Source organism: Kastovskya adunca, assembly GCF_059505785.1.
Genome location: NZ_JCACLG010000022.1, coordinates 19,963 through 45,322, shown reverse-complemented (window position 1 = coordinate 45,322; position 25,360 = coordinate 19,963). Strand labels below are relative to the sequence as shown.

Annotated in this window: 20 protein-coding genes; 8 read left to right on the top strand and 12 right to left on the bottom strand. The window is 46.9% G+C overall.

What is annotated here, in order from left to right; genetic code table 11:
- Window positions 1-72: 72 nt before the first annotated feature.
- Both AC5JR3_RS08330 and glyS read right to left on the bottom strand, forming a co-directional pair.
- The gene (locus AC5JR3_RS08330) at window positions 73-417 is read right to left on the bottom strand and encodes a hypothetical protein (protein ID WP_495844851.1); all 345 of its coding nucleotides are present in this window, start codon (window positions 415-417) and stop codon (window positions 73-75) included.
- A 187-nt stretch (window positions 418-604) separates the two neighbouring features.
- Window positions 605-2,749: a glycine--tRNA ligase subunit beta gene (glyS, locus tag AC5JR3_RS08325; RefSeq protein WP_495844849.1), complete on the bottom strand. Its 2,145-nt coding sequence runs from the start codon at window positions 2,747-2,749 to the stop codon at window positions 605-607.
- Between the two features lie 151 nt (window positions 2,750-2,900).
- Here glyS and AC5JR3_RS08320 point away from each other — a divergent pair, with 151 nt between their 5' ends.
- The 4 genes from AC5JR3_RS08320 (at window position 2,901) to AC5JR3_RS08305 (ending at window position 9,248) form a co-directional block, all read left to right on the top strand.
- Window positions 2,901-3,113 (top strand): hypothetical protein, encoded by a 213-nt coding sequence (locus AC5JR3_RS08320; protein WP_495844847.1) that lies wholly within the window; start codon window positions 2,901-2,903, stop codon window positions 3,111-3,113.
- Window positions 3,114-3,602: 489 nt separating this feature from the next.
- On the top strand, window positions 3,603-5,552 hold the full coding sequence (locus AC5JR3_RS08315; RefSeq protein WP_495844845.1) for a lipoxygenase family protein: 1,950 nt from the start codon (window positions 3,603-3,605) through the stop codon (window positions 5,550-5,552).
- Window positions 5,553-5,802: 250 nt separating this feature from the next.
- Entirely contained in the window at window positions 5,803-7,569 is a 1,767-nt protein-coding gene (locus AC5JR3_RS08310) for a sensor domain-containing diguanylate cyclase (RefSeq protein WP_495844843.1), read from the top strand.
- A 185-nt stretch (window positions 7,570-7,754) separates the two neighbouring features.
- The gene (locus tag AC5JR3_RS08305; protein WP_495844841.1) at window positions 7,755-9,248 is read left to right on the top strand and encodes a serine/threonine protein kinase; all 1,494 of its coding nucleotides are present in this window, start codon (window positions 7,755-7,757) and stop codon (window positions 9,246-9,248) included.
- A 42-nt stretch (window positions 9,249-9,290) separates the two neighbouring features.
- Here the strand turns inward: AC5JR3_RS08305 and AC5JR3_RS08300 are convergent, their stop codons facing one another.
- The gene (locus AC5JR3_RS08300) at window positions 9,291-12,014 is read right to left on the bottom strand and encodes a bifunctional diguanylate cyclase/phosphodiesterase (protein WP_495844839.1); all 2,724 of its coding nucleotides are present in this window, start codon (window positions 12,012-12,014) and stop codon (window positions 9,291-9,293) included.
- A gap of 158 nt (window positions 12,015-12,172) precedes the next feature.
- On the opposite strand from AC5JR3_RS08300, the gene AC5JR3_RS08295 reads away from it, so the two are divergent.
- Window positions 12,173-13,525 (top strand): FAD-binding oxidoreductase, encoded by a 1,353-nt coding sequence (locus AC5JR3_RS08295; RefSeq protein ID WP_495844837.1) that lies wholly within the window; start codon window positions 12,173-12,175, stop codon window positions 13,523-13,525.
- 37 nt (window positions 13,526-13,562) lie between these two features.
- The gene (locus AC5JR3_RS08290; protein WP_495844835.1) at window positions 13,563-14,939 is read left to right on the top strand and encodes a (Fe-S)-binding protein; all 1,377 of its coding nucleotides are present in this window, start codon (window positions 13,563-13,565) and stop codon (window positions 14,937-14,939) included.
- A gap of 118 nt (window positions 14,940-15,057) precedes the next feature.
- Here AC5JR3_RS08290 and AC5JR3_RS08285 read toward each other — a convergent pair whose 3' ends face one another.
- The gene (locus AC5JR3_RS08285) at window positions 15,058-16,269 is read right to left on the bottom strand and encodes an AAA family ATPase (protein ID WP_495844833.1); all 1,212 of its coding nucleotides are present in this window, start codon (window positions 16,267-16,269) and stop codon (window positions 15,058-15,060) included.
- A 151-nt stretch (window positions 16,270-16,420) separates the two neighbouring features.
- The gene (locus tag AC5JR3_RS08280; RefSeq protein ID WP_495844879.1) at window positions 16,421-16,966 is read right to left on the bottom strand and encodes an RNA 2'-phosphotransferase; all 546 of its coding nucleotides are present in this window, start codon (window positions 16,964-16,966) and stop codon (window positions 16,421-16,423) included.
- Between the two features lie 486 nt (window positions 16,967-17,452).
- On the opposite strand from AC5JR3_RS08280, the gene AC5JR3_RS08275 reads away from it, so the two are divergent.
- Together AC5JR3_RS08275 and AC5JR3_RS08270 are read left to right on the top strand one after the other, a co-directional pair.
- The gene (locus AC5JR3_RS08275) at window positions 17,453-18,796 is read left to right on the top strand and encodes a DNA cytosine methyltransferase (RefSeq protein WP_495844831.1); all 1,344 of its coding nucleotides are present in this window, start codon (window positions 17,453-17,455) and stop codon (window positions 18,794-18,796) included.
- A 233-nt stretch (window positions 18,797-19,029) separates the two neighbouring features.
- Entirely contained in the window at window positions 19,030-19,629 is a 600-nt protein-coding gene (locus AC5JR3_RS08270) for a DUF4126 domain-containing protein (protein WP_495844829.1), read from the top strand.
- A gap of 206 nt (window positions 19,630-19,835) precedes the next feature.
- Here AC5JR3_RS08270 and tatA read toward each other — a convergent pair whose 3' ends face one another.
- From tatA to scpB, 7 genes are all read right to left on the bottom strand, one after another.
- Complete coding sequence (gene tatA / locus AC5JR3_RS08265; RefSeq protein WP_495844827.1) at window positions 19,836-20,024, bottom strand: twin-arginine translocase TatA/TatE family subunit; 189 nt, start codon at window positions 20,022-20,024, stop codon at window positions 19,836-19,838.
- A gap of 451 nt (window positions 20,025-20,475) precedes the next feature.
- Window positions 20,476-21,264 carry a phytanoyl-CoA dioxygenase family protein gene (locus AC5JR3_RS08260; RefSeq protein ID WP_495844825.1) on the bottom strand — a complete coding sequence of 263 codons (789 nt, stop codon included), beginning with the start codon at window positions 21,262-21,264 and terminating at the stop codon, window positions 20,476-20,478.
- A 36-nt stretch (window positions 21,265-21,300) separates the two neighbouring features.
- On the bottom strand, window positions 21,301-21,660 hold the full coding sequence (locus AC5JR3_RS08255; protein ID WP_495844823.1) for a PqqD family protein: 360 nt from the start codon (window positions 21,658-21,660) through the stop codon (window positions 21,301-21,303).
- A complete protein-coding gene (locus AC5JR3_RS08250; protein ID WP_495844821.1) occupies window positions 21,644-22,615 on the bottom strand; it encodes a radical SAM protein in 972 nt (323 codons plus the stop codon). Before AC5JR3_RS08250 ends, AC5JR3_RS08255 begins: the two co-directional genes overlap by 17 nt.
- 37 nt (window positions 22,616-22,652) lie before the next feature.
- Complete coding sequence (locus tag AC5JR3_RS08245) at window positions 22,653-22,943, bottom strand: hypothetical protein (protein ID WP_495844820.1); 291 nt, start codon at window positions 22,941-22,943, stop codon at window positions 22,653-22,655.
- Window positions 22,944-24,295: 1,352 nt separating this feature from the next.
- A complete protein-coding gene (locus AC5JR3_RS08240) occupies window positions 24,296-24,676 on the bottom strand; it encodes a DUF760 domain-containing protein (protein WP_495844818.1) in 381 nt (126 codons plus the stop codon).
- Window positions 24,677-24,821: 145 nt separating this feature from the next.
- The gene (gene scpB, locus AC5JR3_RS08235; protein WP_495844816.1) at window positions 24,822-25,304 is read right to left on the bottom strand and encodes an SMC-Scp complex subunit ScpB; all 483 of its coding nucleotides are present in this window, start codon (window positions 25,302-25,304) and stop codon (window positions 24,822-24,824) included.
- Window positions 25,305-25,360 lie beyond the last annotated feature (56 nt).

Here is a 25,360-nt window from a genome sequence, read left to right as displayed (position 1 = left end):
GTTGAATGGCAGAATTCCCTGAATAGAGCAAACCTCATCCTACCGCTGATATTGCTGAGGCTCAAGCCGATTTTAAGGTTGTGGATTAGTAGCTGTGGTGTTTGGTGTAGCCGTCGTATTCGCCGCCGCACAGTTAAACGTTTCCACAGGGACTTTTGAGCGCGATTGTACTAAAGCTTGTAGTCGTCCTCGATACAAGAGCAATTGGGAAGAATATTGTGGTGCTGCTACCCGCCGCATCTGATCGACCACTTGGATAGCTCGACCCCAGTTTTGGCTGCACAATGATTGCTGAAGCTGGGCATTGAGATCGGGTCTAGCTGGAGCAGGAGCTGGCGTTTGCGATAAGCCGGGGCGAGCTACTGCCAGTTGAATTACGCCGAGCAATACTGCGGTGGTTAAGGTTTTTAGCTTCATCGTCTTCGCTTTCCCTGTTAACGTTAGTGTTTCTTTAAAGATTCCCTTTTAGGGGATAGGAAACGACAACTATTGTGTAAATTTTTACTACCAAGGGCTAGCGCAACACTAGTATTTGTGTTTTTTTTGCCAAGGGTAAACCCTAACAATCGGTAAGGACGAACAGCGATCGCCCCTACCTGGGTGGCTAACTCTTGACGATCGCCCCAAAATCTGCCAGTACTCGCGCATGATTTCGCAGTAAACTGAGCAAATTTAAGCGATTTTGCCGAATTTCTAGGTCGGCGTCCATCACTAAAACGCTTTCTTCTCCATCAAAGAAGCTGCTGACGGTGGGGGCAATCTTTGCTAAGGCATCAACTAGTTGCTGGTAGTTGCGCTGTTCCTGGGCGGCTTGGGTTTGGGGGACTAACTCTACCAGGGCATTGTAGAAGGCTTGTTCTGAGGATTTCTGGAAGAGGTTAGGACGTACAACGGTGCTAGGGTCTAGTTTTTGCTGCTCTAAATCGCCTTGAGCCGCCAGACGAGTAGAACGGTTGACGGTTTCGTAGATGGCATCTAGCTGCCCATTGTTGCGGATTTCTTGGAGGAATAAGGCGCGATCGCGTAAATCCAACAAATCCTGTAACGCCCGTTCGGCATACTCCGGATCGTTTTCTCCCAAAACCGCATTTACCAAGTCGTAGTCAATACCTCGTTCTTCTTGCAGCAAGGTGCGGAAGCGTTGGAGGAAGAAATCTTGTAGTGACTCAACCGGAGAAGTTTTAGCGGGATGAGCGCCGACAAAATCAGTGGCGATCGCCTCAATTAATTCCTGTAGATTAATCGATAAATCAGCATCCCAGCTAATACTAACAACCGCATTTGCCGCCCGCCGTAAGGCAAAGGGGTCAGAGGAACCCGTCGGAATCATCCCTAAACCGAAGATACTCACCAACGTATCCAAACGGTCAGCCAAGCCTACCACTTGTCCGGGAAGCGTTTGCGGCAAAACATCATTCGCGCCTCTGGGCAAGTAATGCTCAAAAATTGCCGTGGCTACGGCTGCCGTTTCCCCACTCTTGGCGGCATACTTTTGCCCCATCACTCCCTGCAACTCTGGGAACTCATAGACCATCTGCGTAACTAAGTCTGCTTTACACAGCAAAGCCGCCCGTTGAATATCAGTCTGTTCTTGCTGGCTGGGTTGCAACTGGGCGGTAATTTGCCCCGCTATCTTCTCAATGCGCCTCACCTTATCGCGCACTGAACCCAAATCCTCCTGAAAGGTGACTTTCTCCAGTTGGGGTAAGTAGCTTTCTAAAGGCTGGGATAAATCCGCTTTGTAGAAAAACTGTCCATCGGCTAATCGGGCGCGGATGACTCGCTCATTTCCTGCCGCAATCACATCAGATTTTGCCGGATCGCCATTGGAAATCGTGATGAAGTAGGGATTCAGTTCTTGAGCCGTGGTATCTGTGAAAACAGGGAAATACCGCTGGTGAGTCACCATGACCGTTGTACTGACTTCCGGGGGTAAATCGAGGAATTCTGGCTCAAACTTCCCAACAACAGCAGTTGGCCATTCTACCAAATCTGTAACTTCTGCTAGCAAATCTGGGTACATGGGGACATAACCCCCCAGGGTTTGAGCCGCCGCCTCAACTTGCTGCTGAATCTTGCTTTGACGTTCCTGGGGGTCTACCTGAATAAAAGCATTGTGGAGAGATTCCACATAATCAGTCGCTTGGGAAAGCTCGACAGGATCTGGGTGTAAAACCCGGTGTCCTGCGGAGAGGCGATCGCTCTTCACCGTTTCTGAACCACTCACCAGTTCCAACGGCAATACTTGGTCATCCAACAACGCCACCAGCCAGCGAATCGGTCGGGAAAACCGCACATCTCCATCTCCCCAAGACATAAACCGCTTACCTTCCAAACTGAAAATCCACTGCGGGATGAGTTCTGTTAAAATCTCCGTCGCTGGGCGTCCAGCCGTTTTTTTGAGGACAAAAACAAACTCGCCTTTCTCCGTCTGGCGCACTTCCAAGTCTTCAATTTCCACCTCTTGCTTGCGGGCAAAACCAACAGCCGCTTTAGTGGGTTTGCCATCCTTAAAGGCAGCAGCAGCAGGCGGCCCTTTGATTTCTTCTTCCCGGTCAGGTTGTTGGGCAGGTAGCCCTTTAAGGAGTACAGCGAGGCGTCGGGGCGTACCGTAAACCTCAATGGCTGCACCCGTTAAAAATTGCTCATCCAGGGTTTTGGGAATACGCGATCGCCACTGCGCGATCGCACCACTAACAAAGCTTGCAGGTAATTCTTCTGTACCGACTTCTAATAAAAAATTAGGCATAACCTACCGATGAGAGGCTGGATGAACTACTAATTTCAACAGTTTACCTTGCTGTTCCGCTCGCCTTTCTCAACTGTTGACCATAGGTAGATGAGCCTCCCATAGACTTGGAGCGATGCTGAAAGCAATAAGCACTGGGAGAAGTTGATTAATGACAAACAAAACACCTCGACCTGAAGAGCAAGAAGCCGCCGATGTTGCAGCTAACGATCCGACGTTGAACAAAGGAGCCGTTGATGAAGTTGTCGAAGACTACGAAGAAGCTGACAACGCTGGCAAAATAGACCCCACCACTGAAAAGGAGATGGGTAAGGTAGAGCGGGCAACTGAAGATATAACGATGGGAATAGAAGACGCTTCTTAGCTGCTTGCTTGAGGTTTGGGAACAACAGATAAAAGCTAGAGTTTTCCGTCGACGCTAATCAAAAAAGGGAAGGTTGCAACACCTTCCCCACCACTGACAAGCTTATTGATCAATAAGCTGTTAGGCATTTTGATGGTTCCACCGTAATTTTGATCAGTATGTCGTTGCAGTACCCAGGCGGGTAATTAGCGGCTACGCATTTATAGCAACTTTTCAATTAATCAATAGACCACGCGACCTCTCTTGTTGTAGGAGAGGCTTTAATTTTCTCCCCTTCCCTACAAAGAGGATGGGGGTTAGGTTCTCCTATTTGTAATCTAACCCTCTAAAAATTGTTGCTCCTTGTCATTCTTCAGGATGCAAATTTTAAGAATTAAGTAGTTTTACGGATTGAAGAAAGATCGAATTGAAGCAAATAAAACGAAGGCTTTTTTTGGGCAACATCGCTTCATCCTTCCGTCAATCCTTAATCTTAATTCAGGCTAGATTATGGTTTCCTCTCCTTCTTCCACCCAACAGCAAGGTCACTATCGCTATAACCCCGTAGGTATCCCCAACGGTGGCCCGGCACGGATTTTTCCCTATGTCGGAGAAGATGGAATCTTGCGTTATGTCGCCAGCGAATTTCGACGCAATCTTGTTAAACAAGGTCAGCTTTCAGAACCGTGGACGCTGCTGCTAGAGCAGGTTGATTCCACCCTCCTCTTTTTAGATGAGGCGTGGGTACAAATTGGGACAAAACTCGCAGATTGGAACATCTTTCAATCGGGGTTACTAAACTTTAATTTGCCTCCGGACGAGCAATTTAGTAGCGACTATATGCAACACCGCAAGGCAATGGTCGATGTGTTGTTGGCAGCGAGAAAAGCAGCTCAATCGGAGAAAGATTCCTCAGCTAATTCAGTAGAACTGAGTCGGCGTCAACGACAGCGGTTTTATGAGGCGATTGAGAAACAGCAGCGTCAGCGTCCGCAAGTTAGCCTGATCCATGAAAAGGAAGGGGGCTTAAGCGATCGCGAATTTGCTCGCCAACGCCTTGCAGGATCAAATCCGATGATTCTGCGCCGGGTACAGGAACCAGAACGCACCCTACTCCAGGATTGGGAAGCACCACAGCGCTATACCCTAGCAAATGGTGAAACGGTGGATCTGCAAGGGTTGGCTACCCAGAATCGGCTGTTTATCGCCGATTATCCCCTACTAAAAAATCTCACGACGGCTAACTTACAACCAGGGCGTTATGTCGGTAGCCCGAAAGCTCTGTTTTACCGCTCCCAGCAGGGGCTAGAGCCGCTGTTGATTCAGTTGGAAGCCGGGGGCAAAATTTTTACGCCGACAAGGGATGCAGATGAGTGGATGCGAGCCAAGCTGTATGTTCAGGTTGCCGATGCGACTCACCACGAGCTGATCGATCACCTCTGCCATACCCACTTTGCCATGGAAGTTTTTGCGATCGCGACTCCCCGCCAACTTCCCGCTACTCATCCGGTTTATCAGCTCTTAGCGCCTCACTTCCGCTTTCTCTTAGCCATTAATATGCGGGGTAACACGGTTTTGTTGGGAGAAGGTAGCGCCACCGCTCGGCTTTTGGCTCCCACGTCAGCCACCTCTCTAGATTTAATCAACCAAGGATATCGCCAACGCTCCTTTGAAGACTATTCCCTACCCAAAGACATCAAACGGCGGGGACTCAGCCAGGAATTTTTACCAGAATTTCCCTACCGGGATGATGCCACACTCCTATGGGAAGCGATCGCCCGTTATGTAAGCGCTTATCTGACTCGTTACTATCGGGACGATCAAGCCGTGCAGCAAGACCCTTACCTGCAAGCTTGGGCAGCGGAATTAGGCGCACCTTTGGATTCTCGCTCCCCAGCAGAATTTCCCCAGGCACCTGCTTGGCTACCTAGGGAACTCACCGCACCAGCCGGACTGAAAATTGACTCCCTACCTCACCATCCCCGCGTTCCTGACTTTCCGCCTTCTGAGATGAAAAGTCAGCAACTGGGCGAACTAACGACGCTGCAACAGTTAATCGACATTGCCACGCAGATTATCTTCACCTGCGGCCCTCAGCACGCAGCGGTGAACTTCAGTCAATTTGACTACCTCGGTCATGTACCCAACAATCCTCTGGCTGCCTATGCTAAACCCAATGATGCTAGCTCCCTAGAGCAAATTCTGCCTCCCCTAGAGCAGGATTTAGGGCAGATGGAGTTGACTTTTGCGTTATCAGGCGTCAATTGGGGACAACTCGGTAGTTCGGATTTAATTCAGTTTGCCGATCCTGGCGATCGCAAAATTTTAAAACAGTTCCAGACCGAGTTACAAAGCATTGAAGGCACTATCAAAAGCCGCAACCAGCAACGCCTCGCTAAATCGGGTGTGGCGTATCCCTACCTACTACCCTCCCAGATTCCGAACAGTATCAATATTTAAGCTAAAAAAAGGAGCAATGGAGGAACTGGATCGCGCATCCCTCTTAAAGGGGGGACTGCTCACTGCTGTGGCAACTTCTACCTATTGGCTAGTACGTTTGGGCAATACTTTCAATAAAGTAAAATATCCCTTCGTACTCCGTTGCAGACAGGATTGTTAGAAGGGAGAATTCTAGTTGTAAAGCCCCTTTGAAGGAATGTATCCGTTCTTTTCTTGCTCAGTTCATTTCCTCAAACAAAGGCTCAGTTCGGTGTGGAATGTTCTAGCCACCTCATTTAACCCCATTATCCCTCGCTACATCCTGACAATGACGCCAGAGTCGTCTGTTGCCGAGGCGATCGCGTTTGTTGCTCAATCACAGCCGGATTTCGTCAATGGGAAAACCAATTTAGCACCGTTGGATCAGCTTGAGAGCCAACAGCCTACTAACTTGCTGAAATTGCCGATGAACCTTAAACAGGAGTCAGTAGAACTGAATGAGGTTTCCCCAACGTCCTTATCGATGCAAGTAGACTGGGAAGGAAGACTGGTTGAGGGTGGAAGAATGCCAGGTATTCCTCAACATCAATCAATGCCAGAAGAATTGCTCCAGGAAGAACCGTTTTACCGCTCGATTGTTGAGCTGCAAACGGAACTGATTTGCCGCTTTTTGCCGAATGGGACGCTAACGTTTGTCAATGAAGCGTACTGTCGTTATGTCGGATTACCTGATAAGGAACTGCTCGGTCGCAATTTTTTCCAGCTTGTTTCTCAGCAGGAAAATATCAAAAAGCCGCGCTCGGTTTTTAGTCTAGAAAGAGCAGTGGCAACGGTTGAATACTGTGTCGAAACCCCGGAGGGAAATAGTCGTTGGCAGCAGTGGACTCATCGCGCCATTTTAAATAAACAGGGCAAACTGATGGGATTTCAGGCAGTAGGGCGAGACATCACCCAGAGCAAACGCATTGAGCAGGAATTGCGCCATCAAGCCAATCGGGAGCGGCTCTTAGCAGGTATCACCCAACGCATTTACCAGTTGTTGAACTTGGATGAAATTCTAAATACGGCGGTAGCAGAGGTACGCCGCTTTTTAGAAGTGGAACGAGTGGCAATCTATCGAATCCAGTTCGCTCAAGATGCCCGGTTTGTGGTGGAGTCTCTTGCGCCGGGATGCAGCCCGGTTGTTGGTACTCCCCTACGAGACGCGTGTTTTGAGTCCACTTATATCTCTAAGTATCAGCGTGGGTATGTCTCAGCAGTTGATGACATCTATCAAGCGGGTTTGAGTCCCTGTTATCTACAGCTTTTAGAGCAGATTCAGGTTCGTGCGGTGCTGTTGGTGCCAATCGTCTACAAGAGCGATCTTTGGGGTTTGCTGTGTGTCCATCAATGCTCTGAAACTCGCCATTGGGAGACATTGGAGATCGGGTTGTTGCAACAGCTTTCCACCCAATTGGCGATCGCTATTCAGCAAGCCGAACTCTTTCAACAATTAGAAGTAGCAAATCAGGAGTTGCATCGGCTGGCGTCCCTCGATGGCTTAACGCAAGTTGCCAATCGGCGACATTTTGATGCGTTTCTAGAACGGGAATGGCGGCGTCTTATCCGCGAACAAAAACCGCTTTCGCTGATTTTATGCGATGTCGATTTTTTCAAAAATTATAACGATACCTACGGACATCAAGCTGGCGATCGCTGTTTGCAGGAAGTCGCAAAAGCCTTAGTGCAAGCCTCTCGACGTCCGGCGGATCTCGTTGCTCGTTATGGAGGCGAGGAATTTGCGGTAGTTTTACCCAATACTGAAGCTGAGGGGGCTTTGCACGTCGCTGAGTCGATGCGGCTGTTAGTAAAAGGCTTAATGATTGACCATAGCCAATCCTCTGTGAGTCAGTATGTCACCATCAGTTTAGGCGTTGTCAGCATCATCCCCACCCTGGAGACTTCTCCCTCTAAGCTAATCGCCGCCACCGACATCGCCCTCTACAAAGCCAAAAACCAAGGACGCGATCGCACAGCTTTAGGATTTCTTAGGGATTGATAGCCGCCAGATCAATAGGCGATCGCTTAAGATTTTGCATAACGTCCTAGTCGTCAGAGAGATATAAGATCAAGCGCTGCTGACAAAGATGAAACAAGATCTCAATCCTAGACAATGGGCTGCTTTTACCCTCATCGGTAAAGCTGAATAAGTTTTTGCATACATTGCAGGAGCAATAATTCCTTATGCTTGCAGAAAAACAGGTATTACGCGATCGCTACCGTATTCAACGCCAGTTAGGACAAAATGCGGGACGGCGTACCCTACTCGCTCTAGACTTACATACTCAAAAACTCGTTGTTCTCAAGATTCTCAGTTTTAATAGTGGCTTCCGTTGGGAGGATTTGAAACTGTTTGAACGAGAAGCAGAAACTCTCAAATCCCTATCCCATCCAGCAATTCCCCGTTATCTCGATTTCTTTGAATTAGATTTGCCTGCTCAGCGGGGATTTGTCCTCGTGCAAACTTACATTGATGCCATATCGTTGCAGGAATGGATTAAGCGGGGGCGAACATTGAGCGGGGATGAAGTCAAACACATCGCTAAAGCCTTACTGAATGTGTTGAGCTACTTGCACAACCGCAACCCGGCTGTAATTCATCGCGATATTAAGCCCAGCAATATTTTATTAAAAGGCGATCGCTCTGCCCATAAAGTTGGAAAGCTGTACCTAATTGACTTTGGTTCTGTGCAAACGGCTGTCCGAGAAATCGGCACGATGACGACTGTCGGCACCTATGGTTATATGCCACCCGAACAATTCAGCGGACGTGCCTTCCCCGCTTCCGATCTCTATAGTTTAGGAGCAACATTAATCTACTTGGTGACAGGGACGCATCCGGCTGATTTGTTACAAGAAGATTTGCAGCTTCAGTTTGAACCTGTGACAAATCTAGCTCCAAGCTTTGTGCAATGGCTCAAGCAAATGACGCATCCCAACCGCAAGCAGCGATTTAGTTCTGCTCAAGTTGCTCTCGCTACGTTGGAGCAGCCTGTTCTGCAAAACCAACTCCTGGAGTCATCGACAAAAACCGCTCCTCTAACTTTGCAGCAGCCGGATCACAGCAAAGTTTCTCTGTACAAAAATGCAGAAATTCTAGAGATATCCATACCTCCACTAGATGATAGTGAACTATCAGGTTATGCTGGTGAACTATTAGTTGATTTCGCTTCATATTGTCTTTTCTATATCGGTACCTGCTATGTGATTTACCAGATATTTTTTGGCTTTTTGCCTAGTACTAACTGGTTTAGAATCTTAATATACTTGTTGTTTTTGTTGGGCGGAGCTTACGGGGTATGGAAATGGTTTTTCATGTTGAATGCAGACACGTGCATCCGTATCGATCGCAAGTGGATGAATGTAACTAAAACAGCGTTTGGAATACAGCGACGGTTTTTTCGGGCAAGTCGCAATAGCCTCTGTAAATTGACCTACGTTAAGCGTCTCTATCGTCCAGATGGTGAAGCGGGCATCACAGAGGTACCACCAGAGTTAAATATTTGGGCGCAACAGCGTGACCGTGTCACAGGTAACAACATCATCAGCTATCGCATCGGGCAATCGTTGGTTCCAGGTCGCGAAAAGCAATTTTACGGCTATCTCACAACGGGAGAACTAGAGTGGTTAGCGCAAGAATTAAGTAACTGGTTAGGGATACCGATCGCCAAAGAATAGTCAGATCATTGCTATTTTTAAGACAGCTAGATCAATCATCCTCTAGGAAGCTTGCCGCAGCAAAAAAAGCTGCGTAGCGTCAGCCTCACTGAGGGGACGGCTGAATAGGTAGCCTTGCATCTGATCGCATCCCACTGACTTTAAAAACGCTAACTGTTCTTTTGTTTCCACACCTTCGGCGACAACGGCTAAATTTAACCCCCGCCCTAGGGCGACAACAGCGGTAATGATGGCTGCATCGTGGGAATCTGTTGGTAAGTCCTGAACGAAGGAGCGATCGATTTTGAGTTTGTCGAGGGGGAAGTGTTTGAGGGACGACAAAGAAGAGTAGCCCGTACCAAAATCATCCATGGCAATTTGAATGCCCATTTCCCGGAGCGATCGCAAAACAGAAATGGTTAAAGGAACATCTTGCATGGCAATGCTTTCGGTGATTTCCAGCTCTAGGTAATGAGGATCAAGCCCGGTAGAATTGAGAACCTGAGCGATGCTTTGGACTAAGTTTTTTTGCTGGAACTGACAAGCAGAAAGATTAACACCGACTCTCAAAGCAGGTAAGCCAAGCGATCGCCAGATGCGATTTTGGGTACAAGCGGTTTGGAGAACCCACTCACCAATCGCACCGATCAACCCCATTTCTTCTGCCATGGGAATAAATAAGTTAGGTGCAATCAACCCCCGCTCGCCGCACTGCCAGCGAATCAAGGCTTCCATCCCCACAATTTCACCCGTTTTAATATCGATTTGGGGCTGATAGTACAGCCGAAATTCTTCGCGTTCTAAGGCTTTATAGAGATTGTTTTCTAAAACTAAGCGCTCCTGTACCTTTGTCCCAATAGCTGGGGTATACAACTGGTAGTTATTGCGCCCTTTTTGCTTGGCGCGGTACATCGCCGCATCGGCGTTCTTCAACAGCGTGTCAGCGTCTTTCCCATCCAGGGGAGCAAGAGCAATCCCCAGACTCGCTTTGATATACAATTCTTGGTTATCAAGCACCAATGGTGTATTGAGAGTATCGAGAATTGTTCTTGCCGTCGTTTCCACTTCATCTGTACTGTTAATCGGTGAGAGTAAAATTGTAAATTCATCTCCACCCCAACGAGCGATGGTGTCGGTCTGTCGCAAACCTTCCTGCAAGCGCTGCGCCACACTTTGCAACAGTTGGTCGCCCACCGCATGACCCAGGGTATCGTTGATCGTCTTAAAGCCATCCAAATCCAGAAATAGCACCGCCAGCATTTCTCTTTGCTGGTGCATTTGAGCTAGGGCGAGAGAGAGATGATCGTCAAAGAGTAACCGATTGGATAAACCTGTCAATCGGTCATGGGAAGCTTGATGGCGAATTGTGTCTTCAACCCGCCGTTGCATAATCGCCATATAAAGGTGAATGCCTAGCACTTGGGCGAGTTTGATGTCTTCAACTGTCCAGGGTAGGGATTGACCTTTGATGATTTCTCTCCACGCGTTGAAAGAGGCGCGGGGACGGTAGTTGCGTTGATCTCGATCGACACGCCCCGCCCACAAAGTTTCTGTTTCTATCTCATCGCGAAAGATCGTTAGGCACCCTACGCACTGCTGATGGTAGTGCAGAGGGACGACAAGCATTGAGCGGATCGCTGTTGTCTCAAAACCTGAAATTAAGCTTTGTAATTTTGGCTCTTTGTAAAGATCGTCAATGCTATAGAGTTGCGGCACTAAGTAGTTGTTATGGGGTTCCTGCTCGCTGCTTGCTACCAAAGAGCTATAGTGTGACAAGCCGAGAGGTAGTGTCGCCGATTTTTGGGGAAGATTATATTCCTGGAAGATAGGCATCGGGTGCTCCCGCGCTAACTCCCAGGTATGCCAATGTGCTGTACTGGAATGCCCGGCAACGCCATTATCCGCTATAGCTGCAGCGTCTAAGTTAATAATTATTTGTTTCCATAACGGATCTTCTTCAATCCAGGGGATTGTTGGCTGTTCGCCGCAGGTATAAAGGCGAGAGGCTTGATGGGTGGGTTCTGGTGTAATGTATAGGCGTCCGCCAGAGCCTTTGAGAGCTTTGACTGTGTCTTCTAGAACGCTCTGACGAATGGCTCCGACGTTGAGCGGAGAGTGGAGTAAGCTGCTGATTTGGTTAAGGGTGGCTTCATGGTGAGCTTGTTGTCTGGCACGTTGGAGCAGATTGGATTGGGCGATCGCAATCGATAATTGATCCACGAGCAATTGCACAATTTGCAAGTCTCGCTCGCTAAATCGTTGTCGCGCCCCATGATGACAGACTAACAATCCCCACAGATTGTTTTGATGCAGAATTGGCACGCTCAGTGAAGAACGCACCCCCATTGTCGTCAAGTATTCAATATGGCAAGGATCGACAGGAGCATAGCGAATGTCTTGATGAACTAGCCTTTTCCCCGTGACTGGGCAATCTAAGTGCTCTTGAATTTGTTGTTGTGAAAGCACATCAACAATCACTCGTTGACGGGCTTTGATAAAGAGTTCGCGAGCATGGGTTGGAATATCTTCAGCGGGAAACCGCAGCCCTAGCAAAGAGGGAAGGCGATTGTCCCGAATAGATTCAGCAATCACTTCGCCACTGTCATCAGCAGCAAATTGGTAGATTTTGACGCGATCTACCCCTAAAAAGGCACGGATTTCTTGTACAGTGGTCGTCAAAATCTCTTGCAGCTCCAAAGAGCAGCGGATTTTAGTAGAAATGCGGTTAAGCAAATCTTCTCGCTCCAGGACTTGCTCCCGGAGAAGAACCTTTTTTCGACGAGCCATCACGTTACTCCCAGCCCAAATGACCGTATAAAATTTGCCGCACTATCTGCCCTCAGCGCCACAGCGCAGAAGTGATAGTCTACGATCCTAGATTAGACGGGTTAATTACGCTTAACCTCGGCATTCTTGCGAGTTTATTAGTTTTTTTACAAAAATTTATGCTGAATAACATAGGTATTAGTTCAGATTCAGGAGCAAAATCAACGGATGCGATCGCGCCCATTCTCGCACCTCTACTCGGTGAGGGGGGATTCTGCTTGTGGGATCTTAGTGCCGAAACGCGATCGCCAATTACTCAAGCGTTGGGAACTAATCCCTCTCTTAGCGGCATCGCCTACCCCTGTACTGTTGCTGAACTTGCCGATATTATCACCCACAGCGATCGCCATGGGTGGGGTATCCTCCCCTATGGCAGTGGTAGTAAGCTAAATTGGGGCGGAATCGGAAAAAATATTCAGCTGGCGATCAGCACCCAACGCCTCAACCAAATTGTTGACCATGCGGTTGGAGATCTAACCGTTACCGTGGAAGCCGGAGTGAAATTCAGCGATTTGCAAGCCACTCTCGCCCCGACCGGTCAGTTTCTCCCCCTCGATCCAGCCTATCCCCAAGAGGCGACGATTGGCGGCATCATTGCCACAGCAGATACGGGTTCATTGCGTCACCGCTATGGTGGGGTGCGGGACTTATTATTAGGAATTACTTTTGTCCGTGCTGATGGGCAAATTGCCAAAGCCGGGGGTAGGGTTGTCAAAAATGTAGCGGGTTACGACTTAATGAAGTTGTTTACCGGTTCCTATGGCAGCCTGGGGATACTAACAGAAGTCACCCTGCGGGTTTACCCCATCCCAGAAGCCTCAGGAACCGTTGTACTAACAGGAAGAGTAGAAGCGATCGCCAGTATCACCAAAACCCTCCTTGCTTCTTCCCTGACCCCCCACGCCGCCGATTTACTCTCTCCCGCCGTTGTCGCCCAGCTCGGTATTGGGGAAGGGATGGGTTTATGCGTGCGTTTTCAAAGCATTACAGACAGCGTCAAACAACAAGCCGCCCAAACCCTGGAAATGGGAACGCAACTAGGCTTGCAAGGCAATCTCTACTTAGAAGATGACGCTCATCTATGGCAACGATTACCCGAACCAATCTTCGCCGCCTCCCATAAACCCGCAATTATTTGCAAAATAGGAGTATCCCTGACTGCCGCGACTACTACTCTCACCCAGCTAGAAGCTCTCACATCTGGGCCGACAATCGGTTTAATTCACGCCGGGAGTGGATTAGGGCTATTGCGGCTTGAGCCAACAGTTAGTGCCGACACGATTTTACAAATGCGACAAATTTGTCAAGAACATAACGGTTTTCTCACGGTTTTGGAAGCTCCCATCTCCTTAAAGGAACAATTAGATGTCTGGGGATACAGCGGCAACGCCTTAGAACTGATGCGGGGTATTAAACAAAAATTTGATCCGAAATCCCTTTTAAGTTCTCACCGCTTTGTAGGCGGTATCTAAAAAACACTAAAGACCCATTAAAAAACTTTCGATTAATATGCAGACTTCTCCTCCCACGCCTAATTCTGTTCCTCCTCAAAATCATGCCCTTGAGGGAAAAGACTCATTCCCCTTCCCCACCTTTGACGCAGATTCTCCCCCCAATCCCAATCTCATCGACACTTGCGTCCATTGTGGCTTTTGTCTTGCCACCTGTCCGAGTTACCGTGTCATTGGCAAAGAAACCGATTCTCCCAGAGGTCGTATCTACTTAATGGACGCGGTAAATGAAGGAAAAATTCCCCTATCTGATGCCACTGTGGAACACTTTGACACCTGCTTGGGGTGTCTTGCCTGCGTCACCGCCTGCCCTTCCGGGGTACAGTACGACAAGCTAATTGCCGCCACTCGTCCGCAAGTTGAGCGCAACCATCGCCGCAGCTTACCCGATCGGCTTTACCGACAACTGATATTTTCTCTATTTCCCTACCCTAACCGCCTGCGAGTGCTGCTAGTCCCCTTGCTGTTCTACCAAAAACTTGGGATGCAGAAACTCGTCCGCGCTACGGGTTTACTAAAACGCCTCTCTCCCCGCTTGGCAGGTATGGAGGGGAATCTACCGACACTCACTCTCGATACCTTCCAGGAAAAACTCCCCGAAATCATTCCCGCCGAAGGTAAACAGCGCTATCGGGTGGGTGTGATTTTAGGCTGTGTGCAGCGATTATTTTTCTCTGGAATCAATGAAGCCACTGTGCGGGTACTGACTGCCAACGGTTGCCAAGTCGTCATTCCCCGAACGCAAGGCTGCTGTGCGGCACTGCCAGAACACCAAGGGCAACACGAACAAGCCCAAGCCTTAGCCAGACAGATGATTGATAGCTTTGAGGGCACAGGAGTTGATGCGGTGATTATCAATGCCGCAGGTTGCGGTCACACTCTAAAAGAATACGGTCATATTTTGGCAGATGACCCAGAGTATCGGGAAAAAGCCCAAGACTTTGCCGCCAAAGTTAAAGATGCCCAAGAGTTTTTGGCGGAGGTAGGACTGACGGCGAAGCTTTCACCCCTGACTGATGAACCCCTAACACTGGTTTATCAAGATGCCTGTCACCTCTTGCACGGACAAAAAATCAGCGTGCAACCGCGCCAACTCTTGCGGCAGATTCCCAACGTTAAGCTACGAGAACCCATTGATGCCGCATTATGTTGTGGTAGTGCAGGGGTTTACAACATGCTGCAACCAGAAGTAGCCGATGAGTTAGGGCAGCAAAAAGTTGATAATCTCCTTGGTACTGGGGCGCAGTTAATCGCCTCTGCAAATCCAGGTTGTACTCTGCAAATTACTAAGCATTTGCGGCTACAAGGCAAGGAGGTGGCAATTAAGCACCCGATGGAGTTGTTGGATTGCTCTACTCGCGGAGTGAAGCTTTAAAAATTGTCAGGATTGAGTATCTAGCTTCACTCCGAATATATTGCTACAGATCAGATCTCTAACTTCTTAAAGAAGTCGCGGATCTCGCCTTCACGAATCATTGAGGATTGCGATATCTTCAAACAAATTGGTGAGTAAATTCACACATCAAATCAACTCTTCCTTTGCGGAGGATGGCTGGATCTAATCGTTCAGTAGTATTGCAAGTCATCAACACCACCAACTTCTGCCGCGCTTGAGTCTCTGCATCAACTATGCTTTGATGCAACGTTCCATCTAGCAAGCTGAGGATATGCTCAGTCTTACTATTGTGCTGGGCAGGGAGACTCGCGCGGTTTTGTGCCAAATTATCTGCTTCATTAATGATCAGGCAAACTCGCTCTAGATAACTGGGAGGAACAAAATTTTCAACGGCATCATGATCCAAGATAAAAATTACGTAACCTAAGGGTACAAGAATTTCTTTGGCTACCGCTTGCGTCCATGCTGTTTTTCCAGTTCCGGGTTCTCCGCTGACTAATACCGCCAACTGCTCTTGTTCAAAAATTGCCTGTTGTACAGCATCTGTAAAGCTTTGAATATTAGCTGGAAACGAATGAATCGGAAATTGGCTCTTGACTTGCCCCACCCGGCTTTGATACCCACTGAGCATTAAGGCTAAGTTGTAGGTCGCTTTGCTAACTAGTGGTGCAATATCCTTAACCATCAAACTATAACGTCGCCGTCCTTGCTGCAAATTATCAATTTGCAGCCAAACTTGATGTTCTGACCAATGGGCATAAACTGTGCCAACAACTTCCAAACGTTCCCACGTTGAAAAACGTTCTCGTGGGTAATAGAAACTACGCTCCATATAGTACTGATTAATTAAATCGGGTTTGCCTAATAAATCTAGTACTTTGAAAATTGTAATTTCCTGAAATCGAGTCAGAACATAGTCAATAGGGATATTCTGGCGACTGACTAATTGCGTAACAGGTGTTTGTACCTCCAAAATATCTCCGTAGCGATGATCGGGGAACGGAGAATCAGGAGTAATATACGCCCAAAACTCATCTAGTTCGTAGCGGGTGTTTCCAGAGAAAACGCTCAATAAGTTTGCCCACCACGCATAGTGATTTCGACCGAGAGTATCAGCAAGATCGCTAGTGATGTCGAGAGTTTTCTGCATCAATTCTTGGGTGTCGTTGATAGCAAGATGGCAGAAAAATTCCCAATCAAGCTGCCGAGATAAAGGTCGCCATCCAGCTCCAAGTAGCCCTTTGTTCTGGGTATTGTTGCGTGCAGAATTATTACTTCCATAGCCGTTTTCGTAATAGTTTGAAGTCATGTTTTTTTTCTGGTATACTCCTGATATGCTGGCGCTATTTATGTGCTATCTGTGATTAAGCTTGTTTTGAAGGGATGAGGAAACCACGCCAGGACAGGCATTTGAGCCGTTTAGGGCAAGAAGCGATCGCCTTCCCCAGCCTTCTTCCCCTTCACACTACGGACAAGTATTTTGGTGGCACCTCATCCACTAGCCAGACACCGTTTTCTGAACAGTAGAAGGTGTAATCCTCTTCGTGCATGAGGGCGGCATCTACCGCTAGCACCACCGGATGCCCATGTCTTGCTCCCACTTTCCGGGCGGTTGCCATATCGCTACTGAGGTGAACGTGGTGCCGCGACATCTTACACAGCCCTTGTTTGAGAATTGCCTCAACTGCCCCGTGACCTGTGCCGTGATACAGCACGGGGAAAGGAACTACAGGCTCTAGTTGTAAATCCACCTCGACGCTATGCCCTTGATTGGCACGGATCAGGGTACCTGTGGTGTCGAAGGAAAAGCGCTGTTTGTCATTCTTCGCAACGACTTCCATCAGCTGGTCATGAGTCAGGGGAAAGTTGTATTTGGTACAGGCGGCGAGGAGGTCATCGACGGCAACCCAACCCCCAGGAGCCAGTTTTAAACCAATGCGCTCCGGCGAGTGCCGCAAATGCTTGCTGAGATATTTGCTGATTTTGACTAAGCCAGAGCGATTTATCATAGGGTTGAATGTTCCGAGTGCCTTCGCCGACCAGCGGGACTTGATCTTTGTTGAGGGCAGGGAAGCAAGGAATCAGGTTTTGCAAAGCACTACACCAAGAGTGGCGCTCCGTGACATTATAATAACGACCTTGAAACTGAAGGAAAATCAGGTTCGTACCTGATACAGCCATGACAAAACAAAGAGCTAACTTGAGCCGCTCTCTCTCTGTTTAAGTTCACTCTGAATTCACAGTAGAGATTTGCAACTTTGATTAACCCTGACGCTTTTATACTACATAAATACTACAATTGCGTCAAGAATCTGAGGGGAAGTTTTTGATTTTTAGGAAACTCTTGTAAGTCTTGCTCAACAGACATCTGAAGCGTTCTATCTATCTAATAACCAACAACCTTTGCCGCCGTACCTATCATTACACCCCTGAGGAGACAGAAGATTAATACTGATTCCTACTACAACGAACCACTACCTGGGGTTGGCTTGTTGGATGGCGACACCCTGACAACGGTTGCTCCCTGTTCTACTCATGGCGGGAGGCTGGGAAAAAGACAAGACAACCAACGTCGTCCAGTGGCGATTGATTTATTTGCCGGGGTAGGGGGCTTTTCCTTGGGAATCGAACAGGCGGGGTTTGATGTAGCGGTAGCGGTGGAAGAAGACCCAGTTCATGCGGCTGCCTATGCCTTCAATTTTGCCGATACTGAAGTGTGCTGTGCAGACATCACTACCTTGTCGGTGGAGGCAATCCGGAAGGCAGCGAGGGAATGGATAAGGGTAGGGTGGGGTGGGAGTGGCGATGACAGGATTGATTTAGTAATTGGTGGACCTCCCTGTCAAGGTTTTTCAATCATGGGCAAGCGTCAGCCTGATGATGCCCGAAACGAGTTGGTGTTTGAGTTCTGCCGTTTGGTAAAGGAACTGCAACCCCGTTATTTTGTGATGGAGAATGTTCCCGGCTTAGGTCAGAAAACGCACCTCCCAATTCTGAAGCAGCTAATTTGTGAGTTTCAATCAGCCGGGTATAACATTACTGAACCTGTAAAGGTTTTAAATGCAGCGGATTTTGGTGTGCCGCAGAATCGACGACGGCTGTTTTTGCTGGGCAGTAGGATGGGGGAAACGCCGTTGGTTTATCCACAGGCGGTGGAGTCTGGACGGGTAACAGTGAAGGAGGCGATCGCGGATTTACCCAATTTAGATGATTTTCCGGAACTATTAAAGACCGATTCCCTGCCACTCACCGACTCCCAACTCCGGCACATGCAGGCAACAGCTAGCCGTTACGTAAAAAAACTGCGATCGCTAGAAGCAGATGATGACAACCTTGCCTATCGCCGCCAGTGGAATCAGCAAATTATCACAGGCGCAATGCGAACCACCCACAGGATCACCTCAATTGAGCGCTTTGCAATCATGCACCCCGGACAGTTAGACCCCATCAGTCGCCTGCGACGGCTAGATTGGGATAAATGCTGCCACACCCTACGCGCCGGAACAGGTATAAATCGCGGTAGCCACACCTCACCCCGTCCGATTCATCCCCAATACCCCAGAGTAATTTCTGTCCGCGAGGCAGCACGCTTACATTCTTTCCCGGATTGGTTCCGCTTTCACGTCACCAAGTGGCACGGATTCCGGCAAGTTGGTAATTCTGTACCGCCGTTACTTGGACGAGCCTTGGGGAAACAAGTGATGGCAGCGTTAAATGTTGAGCCACCTACGCCCAGCGGGTTTTTAGAATTGGGAGATCCTCAGTTTTTGCGCTGGACGCGATCGCCCTCGGCTAAATATTGGCAAACAAAATATCCAAATACCGACAATTATTAACTTCTTAACTAGCAAATTGTACTAAAATCTAAAATTTTTTCTGCGTTAAAAGCAGCAGAACCTAACAGCTTTTTAAGAAGGTGAAAGAACTAAATTAAACGAGCCATAAAGACGCAAAAAGATTTTACAGAGCGGTTTCCAGGTTGTTCCGTCTGACAGAGGTCGATAGATAGTCTTTGGCTCGATCATGTTTTTATAGGCAGAGAATATAGGATTTAGGCTGAAATATTAAGATGGATATATTATTAAGCATTTGTATTGGTATTGGGCTGAGTGCCGCTTGTGGTTTTCGGATATTTGTGCCGCCACTGGTGATGAGTATTGCGGCAATGTATGGACATCTACCACTGTCGTCGGACTTTGACTGGATCGGGACTTATCCAGCACTGATAGCATTTGCTATAGCAACGGCTGTGGAAATCGGCGCTTATTACATTCCCTGGATTGATAACATACTGGATGCAGTTTCGACACCAACAGCGATCGCTGTTGGTACATTGATCGCCAAGGCGTTGCTTCCCGATAGCGATCCTCTAGTGCATTGGACAGTGGCGGTATTCGCTGGCGGTGGTTCGGCGGGAATCGTACAAGCCTTTACGGGAATTACCCGTCTCTCTTCAACGGCTCTCACGGGTGGCATTGGCAATGCCCTTGTTTCTACGATTGAAGCAGGCTCCTCCATTACGTTATCGATTCTCGCGATCGTTGTGCCTGTTTTTGCAGCCGTTTTGGTGGCGGTTTTACTGGTGTTTATTTTGCGTATTGTTGTGCGGAAGGGCTGGAAGTCGTTATTACCACTAAACGAGTCACAGCCTAGTTCTCTTGAACAATAAAAAGCCTGTTTGGGTGATGCAGTAGCTCTCACAATGCGATCGCCTCACCCAAAGCAACGGTAGCACCATAACAGAAGTCGCTAAAGCGATCGCCAAGATTTCTTCAAAGCTTGAGCGTTAAGTAGACTGAGGCAGCATTAAGGCGCAATTAGCCGCAAGTCTTGAGTTGGTGAATAACAAGAGACTTTCATCCCAGAGATGAAGCTTTAATCGTTAGTTGTGGGCTGCTCTGGTTCCAAGTCATCGGCATCCGAGGTGGGGTTGTTCATTTCCTCCTTAAAGCCACGTAAGGTCTTACCCAACGCCCTGCCCATTTCGGGAATTTTCTTAGGCCCAAAAACCAAAAGAGCAATAACCGTAACAACACCGAGTTCCGGTAATCCTAAACCAAACATACTAGTCTCCTGTTTTAAATTCGCTTTCTACAACTATAGACAGCCAGAGGTATTTGCGGAGAGCAGTCTTCTCATACCCAGTTGCCGTTAAAGGTAGTACAGGTTCCTCCCCCTGCTTTTGTGGGCTGACTCTGCTCAGAAAGGGGCTGTAAGCCTCTTGAGCATTAGCCTGACCAAGCAGAGATTGTGCAATCCCTAGATAGTTCTTCGAGTTCTACATCTTTGTTAGATTCAACAAATGTCACAGAGCATATTCCAACAAAGGAACTCAGAGAACTATTTCAATCACAGATTGCTGATTCTTGCTCTGAAGACACCTTAGAACAACTGATTCAGTTGAGCCATCAGATTATTCATAAAGTAGTACTCCAACCTCGACACACGTGGTCTAAGCCGATATAGATGCTGCGAGGTGAAACACAGATTTACATCGCTGACCTTACGCAAGCTCTTACCTAAAGAATTTTTGGGCGACCTCCTTCTCACTCATACTTGTGCGATTTTTCAAACTTTCCCTATACATCTTCTGTTGTTGTTGATACTGATCTCCAATACGGGCAGCAGAATATGTTAGATAAATATGTCGTCGCTGACTCAATGATTGATTTTCACCACTTCTATGAGGACAAAGGCTGTGAAATACGACAGCATCGCCGGGATGTAGAGCGATTAACTCACCTTGACTTATCCTCAGTTGTGAGAATTCCCATGAGAAAATGCTCCTTTCCTCTCCTATCGGAGTTAGAAGTTGTTTATGGCATTCAGGAAAAAACTCAACCCCACCGTTGCTTATATCAGAATAGTCTAATGAGATTAGGACAGAACATAGATCATCTGCATTGAACTCTTGCCACCAAGCGTAATCTTGATGAAGAGAATAACCATTTTGCCTAGGTGGTTTAAATATTAGTTTATCTTTGAACAATAAAACCTCATCTTTTAGAATTTCACTTACAATCGAGATTATGTTCTTGCTACAGGTAAGCTTGCGAATTAGAGGTGAAATATCTATTGCCGGATCAAGCTTCTCAAAAAGTTTTTCACCAGTAGTAGTCTTTCTAAACCAAGATCTCCAGTTATCTTCATGAATAAGCTCTGGTATATTCAGCAATCGATCGCACTCTTCAGAAAAAATATTGACTTCTTCAGGTGTAAGCAGGTTTCGTATAATAACAAACCCACGAATAGAAAACTCAGAGGAATGTTTTGCCAACGCTTTAGGGTTGAATCTTTGAATCATTTCTTAACAAAAACAACAAAAAGAATTCCATTTTCACTATTTGCTAATCTCTATCAGTCCATGAGATTCCAACAAATCTAGAAACAACTTCGTATCACGTATAGCTGTCATGCGATCAACTTTAAAGCGTGTATAGACATTGTCTGCAATTATCGGCACATCCGGTTCAGTATCTAAATCTAAGAGATCCCAAATAAAAGCTGCAACCATTGTTAATTCAAATTCTTGTCCCTTGTGGCTCAAAGCTAAAACAACATCCTTACTAGCTAAGGTATTGAAATTAGGATCAACTAGTGCTGATGGTATATCAGGATATGATTCCAACTTATAGTGGCGATGGCATAAGACAGGTTTAACTTTTCTAATACACTGTTTGAGTTCAGGCTTTGTTTGCATGGACGATTCCCTTAGCTACTTGTTTTTGCATCAGCTTTTCAGTGTAAGGCTTTAATGGCATCTTCTCCCTATCAGAATTAATGGGCCATTGATTATCTTCTTTTCCAAAGCATTTATTAGGTTCTCTACGTCTCTCAGATAGTTCAGAAGAATTTAGCCAAACTTCTGATAACGTCTGCTTTAAAATATTCCCAATAGAATCTCCACTGTAGGGGCAGATAACTAGATCTCCATTGGGGCGTAATGTTAAAGTTGTATTGCCGCAGCTACAATTTTCTCCGCTTTCCGACCCATACATTGAGATTTTGACTTTACTTTTTTTCCTCGAATCATCTACACGAGCAATTAAATCTTCTAAAACATCTTGCTTGATAGAGAATCTATCTTTAAGCACTAATCCGTTACCAGCAGCCCGAAATAGCTTGAAATTTATTTCGGAAATCAGTTCTTGTTCTGCTAAACTCACAAATTCTGAGATGTATTCATGATTCTCGACTGTGATCGTAGTAGAAAAATGAACTTTAAGACCAACACGATTTGCAGATCTAATACCTTCAAGCACTCGTGAGTAACTCCCTGATTTATTTCGCAATTCATCGTGGTACTTAAGAAAAGGGCTATCGATACTGAATGAGAGGGTACCTAATCCAGCCTCTTTAAGTTTTTCAGCCATAGCAGTATCCACTAGCCAACCGTTAGTAGTTATATGCGTAAAAATGCCTGCCTCACTGAGTCGCTTTACAGTGTGTACAAGATCGGCACGAGTTAATGGCTCTCCACCTCCAAAGGCAACTTTAAATATTTGTGCATCAATCAGCTTCTCAACAATCAACTGATAGTCAACAACAGATAGGTCTTCTGGATAGCTAGGTGAACGACTATAGCAGTGATCACAATTGAAGTTGCAATTGTATGTGTAGTGCCAATTCACAAACCGAGGATGTTTGCTGAGCATAATTTTCCATTCTCATACAAGACTTAAAGAACGATTCTTACGGATTCGCTACGGAATTTACCACCACAACCATTTGTGGCTCAGCATATTCCCGACGGATATCTGGATCTAAACTTCTCTCAAAAGCACCTTCTACTCTGTATTGGGGAAATGCATCAGCAATAGTTTGAACTTGTTGACATTCTTCTGATGACACTAATTCCCTTACCAAGTTTTTGTGTTCATCACTATTGACTTTACCCAAAGCCAGTAGTTCTGGAGTAAGGGTGTAGATGTTGCCCTCACTATCTGAGATGACAAGTACCAACTCATTTCTTTCCGTACTCATTTTTAACCTCTTGATTTAATTTGAATGTGTACTCTCTATTGTTCTCTATCCACGTTATAGAGTGAAAAATCCGCGAAATATTAAAATATTACTTTACAGGCATCAATGAAAATATTGCACCCAGCCCGATAAGCGGTCTCAGCGGCTGGGGGGTGCCATGCTACACTAGAGGGTTACCAAGCACTAACAGTAGCTACCAGGCAGCTCAACTATAAATAAATGGAAAATAAATGGACAGAAAGTTTCAGCCTAAGATCCCATAGTGGATGAATAGGCAGAACGATTCGACATAAAGCCCCCAATTTAGTACTTAGGTAGATTATTTCTGCATAATATGCTACCCAAGCTGAATAGCCCAAATCTTTCCATATATTTTTAGATTCTCTACAGGGATAATAGTTATACGAGCTCAGTATATGCCAACTGTGTTGTCTAAGCAGGAAGCGATAACTGGTCATGAAACTTCTCTACGGTTATAGTTTTCGTCTGTTCAAACGGTTGCACTTGCAAATCAAGAATGTTGGCTCAATAATTTTCCATTCTGCGTCGCTCAGGTTGCTGGAGTATGCTATTTTTGCTTGAGTTTAATCCAGCATCCTCATAGATATCAAATGGATTCTATAAACCTGCACTGGGAGTGGCAGGGGCGTCCTGGAGAGTCGTTCCCTCGCTATCTTCAACCCTACATGCAACTGAATGACGTCATAGAGATCTGACAACCTCTCTTATAGCCGGAACAAGAATATAAAAGAAATTATTCATTTTGTGTGCGTCTGTTGATGTAGCGAGGTAGCGTAAGAATATAGCTAATAAAGATGAGAGGTTTATGACTGCCCACGATTTGTTGATGTTGGTAGTATTACTTGTTCCAGGGCTGTTGCTTTCGGTGCTGATTATGCTTTCGTTTGCGGCTGGCGGCTAAAGAACACAGATTAACCAAGACAGCCTAAAATCCCGCTCTCCGGTCGTCTTAAACCTTAACTTCATGGTGTTATTCTGTGAGGGCGGCGTTGACGCTGCTAGCACCTATCGGGCGTCTTAAGGCACCCACCTCACATTAAAAGCAGGGAAACGCTACATTCCCTGCTTTTTTATCTACGGTTTACGTACTTAGACGAGATGACTTGGCATCATGGAGATTCCCCCTAGCCTCCCTTGAAAAATAGGGGAACTGGCTCAAAGTCCCCATGTTGATGCTTCCTGACTCAGAGGAACTGGACATATCCCAGCATGGCTTTTTTATAGGGAGTTCCCGGTCTCCAGAATATTTAGGCAGAAGCTCTTGATTGCAGCTACAAGCTTCCCCCGCAATCGGTTAAATCGGCTGGGTAGGGGGTGAGCAAGTTAGAGGTTTACTGGTCTTTTGGTTTAGGAGAACTAGTAGAGTTTTCACCAGAACGGGGCTGGCGATGCATGGATACTGAGTCTACTAACGTGCCTTCTAATTGCATCCGTTGTTCCATTTGACGCAAGAAATAGCCAGTCATCATAGCGCTTGCTAGCAACCCGGCTAGATTTTCCCGGTCAGTGGTAATTTGCACATTGAAATGCTCCGAGGGCAGCATCCCTACCAGTCCTTGAACATTTTGAGAAATGATTTGTTGAATCTCAGGACTCGCTGATTTAGCAACCCGCGCCAAAACTTCTGGCGGCTGGTGCTGAAGATATTTCAGAAGCTGATTAGATTGATCTTCTTCTGGGTCGGAGCTGAGAAAGTCAGAATTAAACACCATTAAAATTGTTGAGGTTTGACTTCTTAGTTTCTACTCTAAACGATTGCGCTCAAAGCCCGCGTCTACCTGAACAAATAAGTTCTATTTCTTTAGAGAGAAATTTGCGATAAAAATTAGTTGCTGGGAAGCCTTGGCTGGTGTGGGGTCAAGACTCAGACTTTTGTGGCACAAGTTGGTCGATTTCAAAATGTTGATGGAATTTTTCTGTCACTTGTAACAGGTAGGAACGCCCTTCAGTCGGGCGGCGTCGGCGGATAAACCCCTGAGTGACAAGTTCCTGTACATGCTGATAGGCACCGCTTCCCCGCAGATTGACTAAGTCAGATTGGGTGATGGTGTTATGAAGCGCGATCGCCGCTAATGTCCGTAAGGCACCTATACCCAATTCAGATGGCAGTAAATTCTGCATCAAGTCCTGAAATGTTGCCCGCAGTTGTAAGCTATAGCCAGCAGGTGTCTCTACAACTTCCAGGGCACTATCTCGACGCGAATAATCTGTCATTAGTTCAATTAAGGCATCTTCAGCCTCTTCACGACTGCACCCCCCATATTCAGCGATCGCCGGAATTGAGAGGGGCTGACCTTTGAGATAAAGAATTGCTTCAATTTGCGTAGCTAAACGAGGCATTTGTTAGTCCTGAGTCGGTGAGTCTGTGAGTCCTAAGTAGGGGAGATGGGGAGCGG

What these genes read in the sequence shown, in the direction of transcription:
- AC5JR3_RS08330 (WP_495844851.1), bottom strand. Translation starts at nt 417, where the DNA reads ATGAAGCTAAAAACCTTAACCACCGCAGTATTGCTCGGCGTAATTCAA.
- glyS (WP_495844849.1), bottom strand. Translation starts at nt 2,749, where the DNA reads ATGCCTAATTTTTTATTAGAAGTCGGTACAGAAGAATTACCTGCAAGC.
- AC5JR3_RS08320 (WP_495844847.1), top strand. Translation starts at nt 2,901, where the DNA reads ATGACAAACAAAACACCTCGACCTGAAGAGCAAGAAGCCGCCGATGTT.
- AC5JR3_RS08315 (WP_495844845.1), top strand. Translation starts at nt 3,603, where the DNA reads ATGGTTTCCTCTCCTTCTTCCACCCAACAGCAAGGTCACTATCGCTAT.
- AC5JR3_RS08305 (WP_495844841.1), top strand. Translation starts at nt 7,755, where the DNA reads ATGCTTGCAGAAAAACAGGTATTACGCGATCGCTACCGTATTCAACGC.
- AC5JR3_RS08300 (WP_495844839.1), bottom strand. Translation starts at nt 12,014, where the DNA reads ATGGCTCGTCGAAAAAAGGTTCTTCTCCGGGAGCAAGTCCTGGAGCGA.
- AC5JR3_RS08295 (WP_495844837.1), top strand. Translation starts at nt 12,173, where the DNA reads ATGCTGAATAACATAGGTATTAGTTCAGATTCAGGAGCAAAATCAACG.
- AC5JR3_RS08290 (WP_495844835.1), top strand. Translation starts at nt 13,563, where the DNA reads ATGCAGACTTCTCCTCCCACGCCTAATTCTGTTCCTCCTCAAAATCAT.
- AC5JR3_RS08285 (WP_495844833.1), bottom strand. Translation starts at nt 16,269, where the DNA reads ATGACTTCAAACTATTACGAAAACGGCTATGGAAGTAATAATTCTGCA.
- AC5JR3_RS08270 (WP_495844829.1), top strand. Translation starts at nt 19,030, where the DNA reads ATGGATATATTATTAAGCATTTGTATTGGTATTGGGCTGAGTGCCGCT.
- tatA (WP_495844827.1), bottom strand. Translation starts at nt 20,024, where the DNA reads ATGTTTGGTTTAGGATTACCGGAACTCGGTGTTGTTACGGTTATTGCT.
- AC5JR3_RS08260 (WP_495844825.1), bottom strand. Translation starts at nt 21,264, where the DNA reads ATGATTCAAAGATTCAACCCTAAAGCGTTGGCAAAACATTCCTCTGAG.
- AC5JR3_RS08255 (WP_495844823.1), bottom strand. Translation starts at nt 21,660, where the DNA reads ATGCAAACAAAGCCTGAACTCAAACAGTGTATTAGAAAAGTTAAACCT.
- AC5JR3_RS08250 (WP_495844821.1), bottom strand. Translation starts at nt 22,615, where the DNA reads ATGCTCAGCAAACATCCTCGGTTTGTGAATTGGCACTACACATACAAT.
- AC5JR3_RS08245 (WP_495844820.1), bottom strand. Translation starts at nt 22,943, where the DNA reads ATGAGTACGGAAAGAAATGAGTTGGTACTTGTCATCTCAGATAGTGAG.
- AC5JR3_RS08240 (WP_495844818.1), bottom strand. Translation starts at nt 24,676, where the DNA reads ATGGTGTTTAATTCTGACTTTCTCAGCTCCGACCCAGAAGAAGATCAA.
- scpB (WP_495844816.1), bottom strand. Translation starts at nt 25,304, where the DNA reads ATGCCTCGTTTAGCTACGCAAATTGAAGCAATTCTTTATCTCAAAGGT.